Raw genomic sequence first — 16,177 nt, forward strand, 5'->3', positions numbered from 1 at the left:
GACGCCGCGTGACGCTTCGGCATCCCTCCACGCGTCCCGGTCGCTCAGCCCGGGTCGGCCGGCGTGGCGGTGGCCCCGTCGGCGACCATGAAGCCGTAGTCGCCGGGCGCGACGTTGGTGAGGTGCTCGCGGCCGAGGACCAGGATGCTCGGCTCGTACGGCGCAGTGATCACTTCGAGCTCCTCGGAGGTGTACGGGCTGACGACCTTGGCCAGCACCGTGCCCTTGGGGACGCGCTCGCCCAGGCGTGCGGCGCCGAAGTCCGACAACACGGTGCCGCCGACGGTGGGCCTGAGCGTGGTCAGCGTGTCCACGACCACCTGGTCCTCCGGCGGCGCCACCGGGTCGCCCGGCAGCATGCCGATGGCGCGCAGGACGTTGAGCGTGCCGTCGACGCCCCGCTTCAGGTAGTGCTCGATGCGCTGGCCGCCGCCGCCGAGCTCGCTGACCATGCAGCGCACGCCCTTCTCCAGCGCCCAGCCGGTGGCCGACCCGCCGTAGGGGTGGCCGCGGTAGAGCACGGACGTGCCGTACGCCCGCGACATCTCGGCGCCGGCGTCGTGCAGGTAGGCGTACTCGACGGTGGCGAAGTTGCCGCCCGAGTGGAAGTCGATGAAGTAGTCGGCGCTCTCCAGGATCCCGGAGAGCACGGCGGCCAGCTGCTCGGTGACGCTGCCGCCCCGGTCGCCGGGGAAGATGCGGTTGAGGTTGACGCCGTCGAGCGGCGTGTTGCGGGTCAGCGCCTGGTGCGCGTACGGGTTGGCCACGGGGACCGCGACGACGGTGCCGCTCAGCCGGCCGGGGTCGACGGCGTCCAGGAGGCGGCGGACCGTCTCCGATCCCATCGGCTCGTCGCCGTGGATGCCGCCGAACATCACCATGCGCGGGCCGTCGGAGGCGCCTCGCAGGGTGTGCACGGTCAGCTCCAGGCGGTGGCCGCCGGCCAGCGTGGTCACCGGGATCTGTTCGACGGTCATGCGGAGGATCCTTCCTTCACTTTCTCTACGGGTTCTTCTGGGGAGGTGGTCAGCGAGGAGAACACGCCGGAGCGGGCCAGCAGCACCGCGACGGTCGCGGCGATGGCCAGGGCGGCGACGATGAGCAGGGTGGAGAGCGCGGCCAGCGTCGGGTCCTGAAATTTCTGCATGTAGACGAACATCCAGACCGGCAGCGTGTTCTGGTCGGGCGAGAGCAGGAAGACCGTCATGTCGACCTCGTCGAAGCTCACCACGAACGCGAACAGCGCGGCCGCGATCAGCGCGGGCCTGACCTGCGGCAGCGTGGCCAGCCGGAAGGCCCGCAGCGGCGCGGCTCCCAGATCCTTGGCGGCCGCGTCGAGGGTGGCGTCGGCCCGCATCAGCGCCGCCGTCACCACGATGACGACGAACGGCAACACGATCACGGTGTGCGTCACGACCAGGCCGGCCACCCCGCCGAACAGGCCCAGCCGGTGCAGGTAGATGAACCCGGCGAAGCCGAAGGCCACCTTGGGCACGACGGTGGGCGAGAGCACGAACGACTGCAGCGGCCCGCGCCCCGGCATGCGGTGCCGGACCAGCGCCACCGCGACGGCCGTGCCGATGACCATGGCGAGGATGGTGGCCGCGATCGCCACCTCCAGGCTCAGCAGGGTCGCCGCGCCCAGGCCCTCCTGCTCGAAGAGGTTGGCGTACCACTTGGCCGACAGGCCCGGCGGCGGCCACGTGCCGTACGAGACGGACGAGAACGAGTTGATGACGATGATGACCAGCGGCAGCAGCACGTAGGCGTAGACGATCGCGAGCCACGCGCTCCAGCCGCGCGCTCCGGTGGAGGCCGCGCCCGCCGCCGTCACCCCGCCCTGCTCGGCCCGCCCGGTGCGCCGCTGCAGCCAGCCGAAGACGCCCAGCGCGACGACGGCCAGCGCGAGCAGCGCGTACGACGACACCGCCGCGAGCGGCCAGTCGACGTTGTTGACGTTGTCGTAGATCTCGGTGGCCAGCACGTTCACCCGCCCGCCGCCGAGCAGGCTGGGTGTGGCGAACGAGCTGATCGACAGCGCGAACACCAGCTGTGCCCCGCCGATCAGGCCTGGCATGGTCAACGGCAGCGTGACCTTGACGAAGCGCGGGAACGCGCCCGCGCCGAGGTCGCCCGCCGCCTCCCCGAACGCCGGGTCGAGCTGCCCGAGCGACTGGGTGATCGGGAAGACCATGAACGGCAGCAGGATGTGCACCAGCGCGATCACCACGGACGAGCGCTCGTAGAGCAGCTCCACCGGGCCGAGCCCGGCCGGTTCGAGCAGGCTGTTGAGCACCCCGCTGTCTCCCAGGATCAGCTCCCAGCCGTAGGTGCGGGACACGACGCTGGTCAGCAGCGGGGCGAAGATGATGAACAGGCCCACGTAACGCCACCGCGACTGCCGGACCCGGTGCAGGGCGTAGGCCGTGGGATAGCCGACCACCGCGGCGGCGACCGTGGTGATCAGGCCGAGCACCACGGTCTCCCTGACGATCTGCCAGTGGTAGCCGCCCGTCAGGAACGTCTGCCAGGTGGCCGTGGTGTGCGCGATGTCGGTGCCGTCGGGCAGGTACTGGTGGAAGCTGTATTCGAGCAGGGTGAGCATGGCCCCTGCGAACACACCGGCCAGCAGGACGACACTGGGCGCCGCCAGCAGGTAGGCCGTGCGATGTCTGCGCATGTCGCCGGGCCTCTCAGATGCGCGAGGCGACGTCGGTTTCCCAGCGTTTCTGCCACTCGGCGTTGTTGCGCCCCACGATGCCGTAGTCGATCTGCTGGAACCCGTCGCTGGTCGCCTTGCTGAAGGCGGGCAGCCCGGCCAGGTTCTCGGGCAGCTCGGCCTTGGTGTTGGCGGGCACCTCGACGCTCGTCTCCGCCCAGCGGGCGCACCACTTGGGCGAGAGCATCTCGTTGATGATGTCGTGGATGGCCTCGAGCTGGCTCTGCGACTGGCCCGCGACGGCCTGGAGGTTGACCGGCAGCGGGATCGCGCCCTCCTTGGGCACGACGTACGCCAGCGGGGCGCCGGAGTTGATCCACTGCTGCCCGGTGCCGGCGAAGTAGGCGGTCAGCGGCGCGGTGCCGTTGCTGAGCACGTTGAGGTACTGCGGGTTCGACTCGACCAGCAGCCGGATCTGCCCGGCCTCGCGCTTCCACAACTCCCAGCCGGGCTCCATGTTCTCCAGGCCGCCGCCGTTGAGCTTGGCGGCCATGTAGACGGCGTACCAGGGGAAGGAGAAGAACGCGACCTTGCCCTGGTGGGCGTGGTTCCACAGGTCGGCCCACGAGCCGGGGGCCTGTGCGATCTCCTGCTTGTTGTAGAGCAGGCCGAGCTGGTCGATGCCGATGCCGATCCCGATGCCGTCGTCGTAGCGGAACCGCTCGTCGATGTCGGCGGCGTTGCTCATCGCCGCGTAGTCGAGCTTGGTGAACATCTTGTCGTCGGCGCCCTGGACGGAGGTCTGGGCGTTGAAGAAGCCGAAGTTGACCAGCGGCCGGTCGGGGGCGGCCTTCTTCTGGGCCAGCATCTTGGTGTAGCCGACGGAGTTCGACTGCTCGTAGATCTTGAGCTCGACGTTCTTGTGGGAGGCCATGTACTCCTTGGCGAACTCCTTGGGCATCTTGCCGAGGTCGCCGCCGAGGAAGGCGAACATGGTAAGGGTGAGCTTGCCGCCCTTCGACGCGGACGGCGCGGCGGACTGGGGGGACACGCTGCCGCAGGCCGTGGCGAGCGCCAGGCCCGCCGTTCCGGCCGTGGCACCGAGAAACCGGCGTCGCGAGATATCCGTCATTTCGATCTAACTCCCTCAGTGGTCGAGGACGACACCGGCGTCCACGTCCCAGCCGGTCTCGACCTCGTCGCCGACCGTCAGGGTGGATCCGGCTTCTTCGCGCCGTTCGGAGATCACCAGGACCCCGGAGGCCAGACGTACGTGGTAACGCGTGCTCGCGCCCTGGAAGATCACGTCCTCCAGCCGGCCGTGATAGCGGTTGGCGCAGGTCAAGCCCGTGCCGACGGCGACGTGCTCGGGCCGTACGGACACCGCGCGGCCGGGCCTTGCCACCTTGACGCCGATGCCCTCCGACTCCAGCAGGCCACCCTCGTACGCGCCCTCGAACAGGTTCGTGTCGCCGAGGAAGGTGGCGGTGAACGTGGTGGCCGGCGACCGGTAGAGCTCGGCCGGCGGGCCGATCTGCTCGATGCGGCCCTCGTTCATCACCGCCATCCGGTCCGACATCGTCAGCGCCTCCACCTGGTCGTGGGTGACGTAGACGAACGTGGTGCCCGAGTCGTGCTGGATCCTTTTGAGCGCCTGCTGCATCTGCACCCGCAGCCGCAGGTCGAGCGCGCCCAGCGGCTCGTCGAGCAGCAGCACGGCCGGCTCGTTGGCCAGCGCGCGGGCGATGGCCACGCGCTGCTGCTGGCCGCCCGACAGCTGGGCCGGGTAGCGCTTGCCGTATCCGGCCAGGTCCACCAGGTCCAGCATCGAGCCGACGATCTCGGCCACCTGCCTGGCCGGCCTGCGCCGCAGTTTCGGCCCGAACGCGATGTTGTCGGCCACGGTCAGGTGCGGGAACAGGGCCAGACGCTGGAAGACCATGTTCGTGGGGCGCCGGTGCGCTGGACGGCCCCGCATCGGCTCGCCCCGGATCAGCACCTCGCCCGAGGTGGGCTCCTCCAGCCCCGCCAGGATGCGCAGCGTCGTGCTCTTGCCGCAGCCCGAGGGGCCCAGCATGGAGAAGAACTCCCCTTTGGCCACGGTGAAGTCGACCTGCTCGACGCCTCTGGCGCCGTTGTCGTAGACCTTGCGGATGCCGCGGAGCTCGGCATCGGGCCCGCTGCTGGTCGCGGCACCGGTCATGTCGTCCTCCTCCTCATCTCCGCGAACGCCTCCTCGGCCGCCTTCAGCAGGGCGGCGACGTCGGCCTCGGTGTGCGCGGTGGACAGCGCCGCGTGCAGCAGCGGCTTGGCCGGGAGCAGGATGCGGTGCTCGCGCGCGACGCGGTGCAGGATCGCGTAGCGGGCCGGGTCGCTGACCATGGCCGTGCGGTATCCGGTGACCGGCTCCGACAGGAAGTACGGCTGGAAATGGCCGCCCCCGCCCGCGACCACGGCCGGGATGCCGTACGTGCGCGACAACTCGGCGAAGCCGTCCCGCACCAGGCCGCCGAGCCGGTCGAGGCGGGCCTGGGCCGAGCCGTCGGCCAGCAGCGGCAGGGTCGCCGCGGCCGCGGCCACCGCCGAGCCGTGCCCGTTGTAGGTGCCGACCCAGCCGACCGGGCCGCCGCTCGACGGGTCGGTGGCGGCCAGCAGGTCCACGCGGCCCTCGACCGCCGCCAGCGGGTAACCGTTGGAGATGGCCTTGCCGTACGTGGTCAGGTCGGGGGTGATGCCGTAGACCTGGCGGGCGCCTCCGGGCGCCAGGCGGAAGCCCGTGAGCAGCTCGTCGAAGATGAGCACGATGCCCAGCTCGGCGGTGAGGTCGCGGAGCAGCCGCAGATATTCGCCGGTCGCCGGGATGAAACCGATGTCGATGAGCACGGGCTCCACGACCACGGCTGCCAGGTCGGAGGCGTGCTCGCGCAGCAGCCGCTCGGTGGCGGCCGCGTCGTTCCACGGCAGCACCACGGTGCCCTGCGCCGAGCGCGACAGGCCGGCCGAGCTGGGCGGCGCGGCCGGCCGGTCGGCGGGCCCGACCTGGTCGGGGGCGGGCCAGGTCGACACCCAGAGCGGGTCGAACCAGCCGTGGTAGGCGCCCTCGGCCTTGGCCACCCGCTCCCTGCCGGTGTGGTGGCGGGCGATCGTGAGCGCGTGCATCAACGCCTCGGTGCCGGTGTTGGCGAACCTGACCCGGCCGAAATCCGGGATCATCCCGGCGAGCAGCTCCACCGCGGTCACCGCGGCCTCGGTCTCCACTCCGGTGGTCAGCCCGCGGTTCACCGCGTCGGCGACGGCGGCGTCCACCTCGGGGCGGGCGTGGCCGAGCATCACCGAGGCGTTGCCCATGGTGCAGTCGAGGTGACGCTCGCCCTCGACGTCCCACAGGTACGCGCCTTCGGCACGGTGGAAATAGACGGGGTGCGGCGCCTGGAAACGGGTGTTGGAATGCACCCCGCCGGGGACGTACCGGCTCGCGCGCTCGTAGAGGGTCTGCGACGTGCTCAATTGTTTCTCCTGATCTCCAGGGACAGCCGTTCGACCTCGGCCAGCAGCGCGGGCACGCAGGCGTTGGCGTTCTCGCGCGTGAAGCGCGCCGCGGGCCCGGCGATCGAGATGCCGCCCACCGCGTGCCCCGACCGGTCGAGAATCGCGGCTGCGCGACAGCGCAGGCCGACCGCGTAGCTCTCCTCATCGACGGCGAACCCCTCCAAGCGGGCGGTGGCGAGTTCGGCCTCCGTCTCGCGCAGCGCCTGCTCGGCCTGGTCGCCGACGGCGGTGCGGAGGACCTCCCACCGCCGCCGCGCGGGCAACATCGCCAGCACGGCCTTGCCCATCGCCGAGGTGTGCGGGTTGAGCACGTCACCGACGCGCGCCACGGCCCGCAGTGAGTGCGCGGGCTCCTTCCTCGCCACCAGCACGATCTCGTCGCCCACCAGCAGTCCCGCGCTCGCGCTCTCGCCGGTCTGCTCGGCCAGGGCCTCCACGGAGGCCTTCAGCCGGTCGGCGGCGTGCATCTGGTCGAGCGTGCGCACCGACAGGTGCAGCAGCCTCGGCCCCGGGGCGTAGCCGGACCTGTCCAGCTGCACCAGGAATCCGCGCTCGACGAGCAGCGCGACCAGCCTCGACGCGGTCGATGGCGGTACGCCCGCCGCCGCGGCGATCTCGCCCAGTTGCAGGGGGGCGCGGTCGTGGGTGACCGCGACGTCCAGGACGTCGAGCAACCGGGCGAGGTAGCTGGTACGGGACTCGCTTCCACTCAGTGGAACTGTCTTTGCGTTCATTGGGAGGCCAACTTAGGAACGTCCCTATCTGGACGTCAAGGGCAGGCCAAAAACCGTTGCCAGACCGTTTTGTCCGGTTTCTACCGCATCGTCCCTTGATTCTGGGCAGAACGAAACCCCCGCCGTCGCGTAGGCAGCGAGCACCCGGACATCGCCGGCACGGCTCGGCCGAACCGTGGCGGAGGGGGCGAACACGGTGACCGTGACGCCTTACGGATAAGGCCTGCCGGTAAGGGAATGCGGGCCCGGCATCACCGTCCGTGACCCTTACCCACGGTTACATTCACGAATCGTGTGCTGACAAAGAGTCAAACCGCCATTCGGGACGAATGTTCACATCTGTTGCTTGAAGTACATCTGCCCCATCGGCATAGTGGACGGACCACAGGCGTACCAGTCGTGACGGGATTCTCGGGGGCCGGTACCAGGTTGCGACTGCCAGCGGCGCATCATCACGCGCGGAATTGGACAAGATGCATGAGCTCGCCCCCACCTCTCCGCACCAAGCTGCTCAGGATTCTCCTGCTCCCGCTCGTGTCCATGGTCGCCCTGTGGGGGTTCATCGCCTACTCGAGCGTGGAGGAGATCGTCGAGGTCTCCCAGACGCAGGACCGTTGGGAAGCCATCGGCTCGCCCCTGTTACAACTGATCGTCGAGCTGCAGCGGGAACGCCAGCTCTCGGCTGAGGCGCCGAAGAGCACCGCGACGTACGCCCCCCTGGCCGAGCAGCGGCACGTCACCGACGAGAAGGTCGAACGCTTACGCGAGGTCATCGGCGCCGTCGACGTCGAGTCCGCGGGCGCCGAGACCCCCGCCCAGGTGCAGGCGCTCGTGCAGGCACTCGACGGGCTCCAGTCGCTGCGGGCCTCCGCCGACGGCGGCGTGCTCGCCCCGCCGCTGACGATCATCCAGGCGTACGACAACCTGATCAGCGTCGCCAACGGGCAGTTCAACGACCGCGACGCGTTGAGCAGCGTCTCCTCCTACCGCGCGGTGCGCGGCATGGCCGCCTACAACGCCACGGCGGAATACCTGGGCCGCGAGCACGCCGTGCTCACCAGCACGATCGTGCAGCGCAAGATGACCCCCACCGACCGTGCCGCGTTCGTCGCCGCCATGACCAGCCGCCGGCTCGTCTTCGCCAACGCCGAACGCGACGCCGGTCCCGAGCTGCGGGCCGACTACGACAAGCTGGTCGCGAGCGCCGCGTACAAGCGGCTGATCGAGGTCGAGGACGAGCTGTTCGGCTGGGACACCAACGGGGCGCCGCCGGTGGAGCCGGCCCAGTGGAAGAACGACGCCGACGCCTTGTTCAACACGATCAACCGCGACACGCAGGAGGAGCTGGCCCGCGCCGCCGCCGAGGCCGAGGGGCAGAAGACCGGCGCCTACTGGCGGATCGGGCTGGTCCTGCTGCTGGGCCTGGCGGCCATGGTCGCGTCGCTGGCGCTGTCATACCGGTTCGGCCAGTCGTTGATCGACGAGCTCAAGCGGCTGCAGGCCTCGGCGGTCGAGCTGGCCGAGCAGCGGCTGCCCCGGCTGGTCGCGCGGCTGCGCCGCGGCGAGGACGTCGACCCGGCCACCGAGGCGCCCGGCCTCGCCCCCGCCGACACGGCCGAGGTCGACCGCGTGGTCAACGCGTTCTCCGCCGTGCGCCGCACCGCGGTCGAGGCCGCGGTGGGCCAGGCGACCCTGCGCAAGGGCGTCAGCCAGGTCTTCCTCAACCTGGCCTGGCGCAACCAGGCGCTGCTGCACCGCCAGCTCTCGCTGCTCGACACCATGGAGCGCCGCGTCGAGGAGCCGGAGGTCCTGGAGGACCTGTTCAAGCTCGACCACCTCACCACCCGCATGCGCCGGCACGCCGAGAACCTGATCATTCTGGCCGACTCCGCCCCCGCCCGCCGCTGGCGCGACCCGGTGCCGCTGTTCGACGTCGTGCGCGCGGCGGTGCTGGAGGTCGAGGACTACACCCGCGTCTCCGTCGCCCCCATGCCGGACGCCCCGCTGCTCGTCGGCGCGGCCGTCACCGACGTGATCCACCTGGTCGCCGAGCTGGTCGAGAACGCCACCGTCTTCTCCCCGCCCGACACGACCGTGCAGATCCGCAGCATGACAGCGGCCAACGGCTTCGCGCTGGAGGTGGAGGACCGAGGGCTGGGGCTGACCGAGGCCGTGATCCAGGAGTACAACGCCCGGCTGGCCGTGCCGCCCGAGTTCGACCTGGCCGACAGCGACAGGCTCGGCCTCTTCGTGGTGGCCAGGCTCGCGGCCCGGCACGGGATCAAGGTCTCGCTGCGCCCCTCGCCGTACGACGGGACCACCGCGATCGTGCTGCTGCCCACCGTTCTGCTCGCCGAGGCCGGCAACCCCTCCGTCACCGCCGGAGACCGCGCGGGCAAGCCCACGCGGGCGCTCGGCACGGCGCCCTCCGGCACCCTGTCCGGCATCGTGTCCGCCGCCCCCGAGCGGCCGGACGCGGTGAACGGCGCGAGCGTCCCCGGTGAGCACGCCGATCCGGCCGGCCCCGAGCCCGCGCGGGCCACCTGGTTCGAGGCCGTGCCCGCGCCGAGACGCGGCGGCCCGGCCCGGCCGGCGGACGAGCCGCTGACCGGCCCCGTCTCCGGCCCTCTCTCCGGGCGGATCTCCGGGCCGATCTCCGGGCCGATCGGTGGGCCGATCGGTGGGCCGGGCACCGGACCGGTGCCACGGCAGGCTCCCCCCTCCGCCACCCAGCCGCCAGGACCGCCCGCCGACTGGAGCGTCACGGTGCCGGCTCAGGACGCGGACGAAGACCTCGACGGGCTGCCGATGCGGATACCGCAGGCAAGCATTGCTCCCCAGCTGCGTTCCACCGGAGGCCCTGCGCGGCGACCGGTATCGGCGCGCTCGCCTGAGGAACTCGCACAACTCATGTCGTCCATGCAGCAGGGCTGGCGGCAAGGACGCCGCCACGTCGAGCACGGAGCCGACATGTGGAACCGAAAGGACGACCATCCCGATGCCCGACCCCAGAAGTGAACTGAGCTGGCTCCTCGACGACCTCACCGAGCGCGTCCCCGGCATCCGGCACGCCATCGTGCTGTCCTCCGACGGACTGGCCATGGGAGGTTCCCGGGAGCTGACCCGGGAGGACGCCGAGCACCTGTCCGCCATCTCCGCCGGCAGCCACAGCCTCGCCATGGGCGCGGGACGGCACTTCGGCCTGGGCGGCGTACGGCAGACCATCATCGAGATGGAGGGTGGTTTCCTGTTCGTCACCGCCGCCGGTCAGGGCGCGCGGCTGGCCGTGCTCGCCGCGGGTGACGCCGAGCTGGGCATGGTGACGTACGAGATGGCGCTCATGGTCAAGAGGGTCGGCGAGCACCTCTCCGCGCAGCCGAGAGGAGCGGCACCGGCACCCGCCTGGAACGGCTCGCGGCCGTGACAGGCCAGGATCCCGGGCCGCTGATCCGGCTGTACGGCCTGACCGGGGGAAGAGCGCGCCCGCAGGGCGAGACGTTCGACCTGGTGGCCATCGTCACGACGGTCGGCGGCCCGCACACCCTCGCGGACCTGATCCCGGAGTATCGCGCCGTGTTGTCGGTGTGCCGCAGACCGACGCCGGTGGCGGACGTCGCGGCGCACCTCCGGCTGCCGCTCAACGTCACCCGGGTGATCCTGGGTGACCTCCGGCGCGAGGGTTTCGTCACCATTGAGCGCCCGCGCCCGGTCGCGCAGACGATCGACGAACACATCTACAGGGAAGTGCTGGATGGACTACGCAGCCTATGAGCCGGGGGCGACCGCGGTCGCCTCGGCGCTGGCCATCAAGATCCTCATCGCGGGCGGGTTCGGTGTCGGCAAGACGACCATGGTGGGCACGATCAGCGAGATCCGCCCGCTGCACACCGAGGAACTGCTGAGCGAGCGCGGCGTCGGGGTCGACGACGTCTCGGGCGTGGAGTCCAAGAGCACCACCACCGTGGCACTGGACTTCGGCCGCATCACCATTCGCGAGGGGCTCTGGCTGTACCTGTTCGGCACCCCCGGGCAGGACCGGTTCTGGTTCATGTGGGACGAGCTCGCGCTCGGCGCGCTCGGCGCGGTCGTGCTCGCCGACACCCGCCGCCTGCAGGACTCCTTCCCCGCGGTGGACTACTTCGAGCAGCGCGGCATCCCGTTCGTGGTCGGTGTGAACTGCTTCGACGGCGCCCGCCGCCACGACCCGGCCAAGGTACGGCGGGCGCTCGGGCTGGCCGCGCACGTCCCGATCGTGCTCTGCGACGTGCGCGACCGCGCGTCGGTCAGGGACGTGCTCACCACGCTGGTCACCTACGCGGTGGAAGGCGCCGGACGCGGGATGCCGTAGCCGGCTGCGGGCGCGTGCCCGAGCAGCGCTGGGGCGGGATCAGAGCAGCTCGACGTGGTCGCGGTAAGGGTCGAGCCGGTCGTCGGAGACGTCGAGTTCGGTGACCATCAGGTCGATCCCGTCCCAGGGCAGGCAGCGGGCGGCGGCTCCCGTGCCGAGCTTCTGCGAGTCGACCGCCATGACGACGTGCTCGGACAACTCGGCCATGAGCCGCTTGATCTCGCATTCCTCCGCGCTGAACTCGCTGGTGCCGAAGTGCGGGTCGATGGCGGCGGCGGACAGGAACGCCCGCGCGAACGAGAACTGCTTCAGCGTCAGTGAGGCCAGAGGGCCGACGAGGCTGCCCGCGTTGGGGTCCTTCTGGCCTCCGGTCAGGTAGGCGTGCAACCGCGGGTTCCTGGTCAGGGTCAGGAAGGTCTCGATCCCGTCGGTGACGACGGAGAGGTTCTCGGCGGGAGGCATCGAGCCGGCGAGCACGGCCAGCGTCGACGAGGCGTCCATGCAGATGCCCACCCCGCCGGAGGGCACCAGGCTGGTCAGTTTCCGCGCGATCTCCTCCTTGGCCCTCCATGCCCGGCTCTTGCGGGCCTCGAAGGGCTGCGCCGAGCTGACGGCGCCGCCGCGCACCCGGCGGACCAGGCCTTCGTCCTCCAGCGCCTGCAGATCCCGGCGGATGGTCATGGTGCTGACCTCGAAGCGGGCGGCCAGGTCTTCTATGCGCAGACTGCCGCTGGACGACAGCAGCTCGGCCAGCGCCTGGCGTCTGCTCTCCAGGTCCACGCTGCTCCTGACGCCCATGCCGTCTTCGCTCTCCCTTGCTGTTCAGTCTTGTCAACTGTCACACCCGGAGTCTCGCCTGGAGACGCCATAGACCTGCTGGCGAGTGAACGATAGATGATGCGGCCGGCTTGTTCAAGGCACGGTAATGCCGCCTTCTGCTGGTCAGGGGGTCCCGGGTGCGAAGACGTACGAGTTGTATCGAATAGGTAACGCACTCTTGACACTGAGATGTCGCTTCGTGTGATGTTCACACAAGCAAACAAAAGGGATCTCGTTCGGAGCCCGTCGGGCGAACGCCGGCCACCCTGACCTGGATCGGCTTCTCCCACCGGCGGCTTCCGCACGTGTCCGAACCCGTTCCGGACCGCCACCGTGTCCCCGAGTGGACCCCGACCAAACACCGAGCCGCCAGGCCGGGTCTGGAGATCAGTCGTGGAAGATGTCGCATTGGAGTGCCGGGATCTGGCCAAGGCATTCGGCGGCGTGCCCGTGTTGAAGGGCGTCTCTCTGGCTCTCGATGCCGGTTCCGTCACCGCCCTCGCCGGAGAGAACGGCGCGGGCAAGTCGACGCTGATGAAGATCGCCTCCGGCCAGGTCAAGCCGGACGGCGGCCAGGTCCTGGTCGGCGGCGAGCCACTGCCCCACGCCGATCCGCAGGCGGCCCACCGGCACGGGGTGGCGATCATCCCCCAGGAGCTCGCGCCGATCATGGACATGACGGTGTACGAGAACCTGTTCATCGGCCGGGAACTGCGCACGCGGGCGGGGCTGCTCGACCGGCGGGCCATGGCGCGCAGGGCCCGCGAACTTTTGGACGTCTTCGGCGTGGAGATCGACCCGCAGGCGACCATGCGTCGGCTGCCGGTCGGCCTGCGGCAGCTCGTCGAGATCGTCAAGAGCACGAGCGGCGGCGCCCGGATCCTGCTGCTGGACGAGCCCAGCTCTGCCATCTCCGAACGCGAGGTCGAACGGCTCTACGCCGTCATCGGCAGGCTGCGCGAGCAGGGCGTCGCCATGCTCTACACCACCCACAAGATGGAGGAGATCCGCGCCCTCGCGGACAGGGTGGTCGTGCTGCGCGACGGAGGGCTGGTCCTCGACCGGCCGATCGGCGACATCACCGACGACGAGATCGTCCATGCGATGATCGGGCGCGAGCTGCAGGGGTTCTTCCCCGACCTGCACGACCCGGGCGACGAGGTCGCCCTTCAGGTCAGCGGGCTGCACGTCAGCGGCTATCCGCGGCCGATGGACCTGACCGTCCGCCGCGGCGAGATCCTCGGGCTGGCGGGGCTCGTGGGGGCCGGCCGTACCGAACTTCTCGAAGCGATCTTCGGCGTGCGCAAGAGCACCGCGGGGACGATCACCGTCGCCGGCAAGCCCGTCAGGCGCAACGCCCCCGCCGCCGCCATCACCGGCGGCATGGCCCTCGTCCCTGAGGACCGCAAGGGAGCAGGGGCCGTGCTGACCATGAACGTGCTGGACAACGGCTCCCTGCCCCGCCTGTCCCGCTTCACCGTCGCCGGCTGGTTGCGGCAGCGCAGCCGCGACAAACAGGTCGGCGCGGCGATGGACTCGGTCAAGCTGCGCAGCCGCGGGCTGTCCCAGCAGGTCGGCACGCTCTCCGGCGGCAACCAGCAGAAGGTGGTCCTCGCGCGCTGGCTGACCGGCAGCGTCAACGTCCTGCTGCTCGACGAGCCCACCCGCGGCGTCGACGTCGGCGCGCGCAGCGAGATCTACCGCATCATCACCGAGCTCGCGGCCTCGGGAATGGCCGTGGTCATGGCCTCCTCCGACATGCCCGAGATCCTCAGCCTGGCCCACCGGGCGCTCGTCATGCGCGGAGGAGCGGTCGCGGGCGAGCTCACCCGCGAGGACCTCTCCTCGCCTCACGTCCAGGACCTGATCTTCAGGTACGCCGCCGGACTCAATGCGAAGAGCGGCCCCGAGCCCCAACACACCGAGAAGGAGGGCCGATGACCACGCAGGAGTCAGCCCAGGAGCGTACGAAGCCTGGCGGAGCGGCCGCGCGGCTCCTGACCTGGCGCTTGTCCGGACCATGGATCCGGGACCAGCTGATCCGCCACTCGATGGTGGTGGTGATGCTCCTGATCATCGCCTATTTCAGCTACCGGAGCGCCCGGTTCGGAACGCTGGACAACCTCCAGACGATCGCCATCGCGGCAGCGCCCTTCGCGCTCATCGCGCTGGGCCAGACGCTGGTCATCCTCACCGGCGGCATCGACCTGTCGGTGGGCAGCGTCATCGCGCTCAGCGCGATGACCGCGGCCTACACGGTGAAAGGCCATCCCGAACGGCTCTGGCTGGCCCTTCTGGTCGCCATGCTGGTCGGCCTCGCGGCAGGGGCGGTCAACGGCTTCCTCGTCTCAAAAGTGAACGTGCCACCGTTCATCGTCACGCTCGGCATGCTGACCACGGCGTCCGGCCTGGCGTACGTCGTGGGCCAGGGCGCGCCGATCAACGGCCTGCCGCAGAACTTCGGCGAGATCGCGAACAACAAGATCTTCGGCCTGCAGATCCCCGTCGTGGTCATGATCGTCGGCATCGTCGCACTCGCCCTCGTCATGAAGCGGACCTCGTACGGGATGCGCGTCTACGCCGTGGGCGGCAACCCCGTCGCGGCGCAGATCGCCGGCGTCAAGACCACCCGGATCCTGTTCAGCGTCTACGCGCTCAGCGGGCTGCTCGCCGGGCTGTCCGGCGTGATGCTCGCGTCCAGGGTCATCTCGGGCCCGCCCAACCTCGGCCAGGGCTACGAGCTGGACGCCATCGCCGCCGTCGTCATCGGCGGCGCGAGCCTGCTCGGCGGCCGGGGCAGCATCCTCGGCACGGCGCTCGGCCTGTTCCTCATCCAGACCCTCAACAACGGCCTCGACATCCTCGTCGTCCCCGCCTACTGGCAGAGCGTGATCAAGGGGGCGCTGATCGTCGCCGCCGTCACCGTGGACGTCTGGTCCGCCAAACGCAGGGGTTGACGCCCCACTCCCGCACAGATCTGCACGAATCGCACCAATGGAGTCTTCATGCGCATGAAAAGCTTGCGTGCCGTCGCCCTCGCCGCGGCGAGCGCCACCCTGCTGGCCACCTCCGCCTGCGGCGCCGGCGATCCCAACGCCGGCGCGTCCGGCGAGGGCAAGCTCCGGGTCGGCATCAGCGTCTACGACATGTCGTCCTTCATCACCGCCGGGAAGGCCGGCATCGACGCCTACGCCAAGGCCAACGACATCGAGGTCCTCTGGAACTCGGCCAACCTGGACGTCAGCACCCAGGCGAGCCAGGTCGACCAGTACGTCAACGCCGGCGTGGACGCCATCATGGTCGTCCCCGTCCAGGCCGACTCGCTGGGCCCGCAGGTCGCCGCGGCCAAGGCGAAGAACATCCCGTTCCTCGCCGTCAACGCCGGACTCGACAGCAAGGACCTGGCCGGCACCGTACTGCCCGACGACGTCAAGGCCGGCGAGCAGGAGATGCAGATGATGGCGGACGAGCTCAACGGCAAGGGCAACATCGTCGTCCTCCAGGGCCCGCTCGGCCAGTCGGGAGAGATCGACCGCACCAAGGGCATCCAGAACGTCCTTGCCAAGTACCCCGACATCAAGATCCTCGCCAAGGACACGGCCAACTGGAAGCGCGACGAGGCCGTCAACAAGATGAAGAACTGGTTGTCCAGCTTCGGCGACAAGATCAACGGTGTCGTCGCGGAGAACGACGACATGGGGCTCGGCGCCCTGCAGGCCACCCGTGAGGCCGGCGTCAAGATCCCGATCGTCGGCGTCGACGGCATCGAGGACGGGCTCAACGCCGTCAAGAGCGGCGACTTCATCGGCACGAACCTCCAGCACGGCACTGTCGAGCTGGCCACCGGCCTGGCCGTGGCCGCCAAGATCGCCAAGGGCGAGGAGGTCGACAAGAACCCCGTCTATCTCATGCCGAAGGTCACCTCGGACAACGTCGACACCTACATGGAGCACGTGGTCACCAAGAAGGACCAGTTCCTCCAGCAGCTGCCCGCGCTGATCGAGGCGAACCTCAAGACCGGCGACATCGCCAACGAGGAGACGGCCAAGTAGTCCGGCGTGCCGGCCT

The 16,177-nt window shown here is 70.1% G+C and carries 14 protein-coding genes; 7 read left to right on the forward strand and 7 right to left on the reverse strand.

Features of this window, described 5'->3' with window-relative positions; all coding sequences use genetic code 11:
- Window positions 1–44 precede the first annotated feature (44 nt).
- The 6 genes from ABGB01_RS13325 to ABGB01_RS13350 are packed head-to-tail and all read right to left on the reverse strand — an operon-like array spanning window position 45 to window position 6,942.
- Window positions 45–977 (reverse strand): M14 family metallopeptidase, encoded by a 933-nt coding sequence (locus ABGB01_RS13325; RefSeq protein ID WP_347773583.1) that lies wholly within the window; start codon window positions 975–977, stop codon window positions 45–47.
- Window positions 974–2,680 carry an ABC transporter permease subunit gene (locus ABGB01_RS13330; protein WP_347773584.1) on the reverse strand — a complete coding sequence of 569 codons (1,707 nt, stop codon included), beginning with the start codon at window positions 2,678–2,680 and terminating at the stop codon, window positions 974–976. The genes ABGB01_RS13325 and ABGB01_RS13330 overlap by 4 nt, the downstream gene beginning before the upstream one ends.
- Window positions 2,681–2,693: 13 nt before the next feature.
- On the reverse strand, window positions 2,694–3,791 hold the full coding sequence (locus ABGB01_RS13335) for an extracellular solute-binding protein (RefSeq protein WP_347773585.1): 1,098 nt from the start codon (window positions 3,789–3,791) through the stop codon (window positions 2,694–2,696).
- Between the two features lie 15 nt (window positions 3,792–3,806).
- Window positions 3,807–4,862, reverse strand: a complete 1,056-nt coding sequence (locus ABGB01_RS13340) for an ABC transporter ATP-binding protein (protein WP_347773586.1) — start codon at window positions 4,860–4,862, stop codon at window positions 3,807–3,809.
- Window positions 4,859–6,166, reverse strand: coding sequence for an aminotransferase class III-fold pyridoxal phosphate-dependent enzyme (locus ABGB01_RS13345; protein WP_347773587.1), 1,308 nt, complete (start codon window positions 6,164–6,166; stop codon window positions 4,859–4,861). The genes ABGB01_RS13340 and ABGB01_RS13345 overlap by 4 nt, the downstream gene beginning before the upstream one ends.
- Window positions 6,163–6,942 carry an IclR family transcriptional regulator gene (locus ABGB01_RS13350; RefSeq protein ID WP_347773588.1) on the reverse strand — a complete coding sequence of 260 codons (780 nt, stop codon included), beginning with the start codon at window positions 6,940–6,942 and terminating at the stop codon, window positions 6,163–6,165. The genes ABGB01_RS13345 and ABGB01_RS13350 overlap by 4 nt, the downstream gene beginning before the upstream one ends.
- Window positions 6,943–7,419: 477 nt before the next feature.
- On the opposite strand from ABGB01_RS13350, the gene ABGB01_RS13355 reads away from it, so the two are divergent.
- From ABGB01_RS13355 to ABGB01_RS13370, 4 genes are read left to right on the forward strand one after another with little or no spacing between them, the layout of a single operon-like run.
- Window positions 7,420–9,960, forward strand: a complete 2,541-nt coding sequence (locus tag ABGB01_RS13355) for a nitrate- and nitrite sensing domain-containing protein (protein ID WP_347773589.1) — start codon at window positions 7,420–7,422, stop codon at window positions 9,958–9,960.
- On the forward strand, window positions 9,941–10,366 hold the full coding sequence (locus tag ABGB01_RS13360) for a roadblock/LC7 domain-containing protein (protein ID WP_347773590.1): 426 nt from the start codon (window positions 9,941–9,943) through the stop codon (window positions 10,364–10,366). Before ABGB01_RS13355 ends, ABGB01_RS13360 begins: the two co-directional genes overlap by 20 nt.
- Window positions 10,363–10,713 (forward strand): DUF742 domain-containing protein, encoded by a 351-nt coding sequence (locus ABGB01_RS13365; RefSeq protein ID WP_201760457.1) that lies wholly within the window; start codon window positions 10,363–10,365, stop codon window positions 10,711–10,713. Before ABGB01_RS13360 ends, ABGB01_RS13365 begins: the two co-directional genes overlap by 4 nt.
- The gene (locus ABGB01_RS13370) at window positions 10,694–11,290 is read left to right on the forward strand and encodes an ATP/GTP-binding protein (RefSeq protein ID WP_347773591.1); all 597 of its coding nucleotides are present in this window, start codon (window positions 10,694–10,696) and stop codon (window positions 11,288–11,290) included. The genes ABGB01_RS13365 and ABGB01_RS13370 overlap by 20 nt, the downstream gene beginning before the upstream one ends.
- Window positions 11,291–11,329: 39 nt before the next feature.
- Here ABGB01_RS13370 and ABGB01_RS13375 read toward each other — a convergent pair whose 3' ends face one another.
- The gene (locus ABGB01_RS13375) at window positions 11,330–12,088 is read right to left on the reverse strand and encodes a DeoR/GlpR family DNA-binding transcription regulator (protein WP_347619799.1); all 759 of its coding nucleotides are present in this window, start codon (window positions 12,086–12,088) and stop codon (window positions 11,330–11,332) included.
- A gap of 414 nt (window positions 12,089–12,502) precedes the next feature.
- Here ABGB01_RS13375 and ABGB01_RS13380 point away from each other — a divergent pair, with 414 nt between their 5' ends.
- Genes ABGB01_RS13380 through ABGB01_RS13390 form a run of 3 tightly spaced genes read left to right on the forward strand, consistent with a single transcriptional unit; the run spans window position 12,503 to window position 16,161 of the window.
- The gene (locus tag ABGB01_RS13380) at window positions 12,503–14,050 is read left to right on the forward strand and encodes a sugar ABC transporter ATP-binding protein (RefSeq protein WP_347773592.1); all 1,548 of its coding nucleotides are present in this window, start codon (window positions 12,503–12,505) and stop codon (window positions 14,048–14,050) included.
- On the forward strand, window positions 14,047–15,066 hold the full coding sequence (locus tag ABGB01_RS13385; RefSeq protein WP_347773593.1) for an ABC transporter permease: 1,020 nt from the start codon (window positions 14,047–14,049) through the stop codon (window positions 15,064–15,066). Before ABGB01_RS13380 ends, ABGB01_RS13385 begins: the two co-directional genes overlap by 4 nt.
- A gap of 48 nt (window positions 15,067–15,114) precedes the next feature.
- On the forward strand, window positions 15,115–16,161 hold the full coding sequence (locus tag ABGB01_RS13390; protein WP_347773594.1) for a substrate-binding domain-containing protein: 1,047 nt from the start codon (window positions 15,115–15,117) through the stop codon (window positions 16,159–16,161).
- Window positions 16,162–16,177: the final 16 nt, after the last annotated feature.

The organism is Nonomuraea sp. B5E05 (assembly GCF_039880665.1).
Classification (GTDB): Bacteria; Actinomycetota; Actinomycetes; order Streptosporangiales; family Streptosporangiaceae; genus Nonomuraea.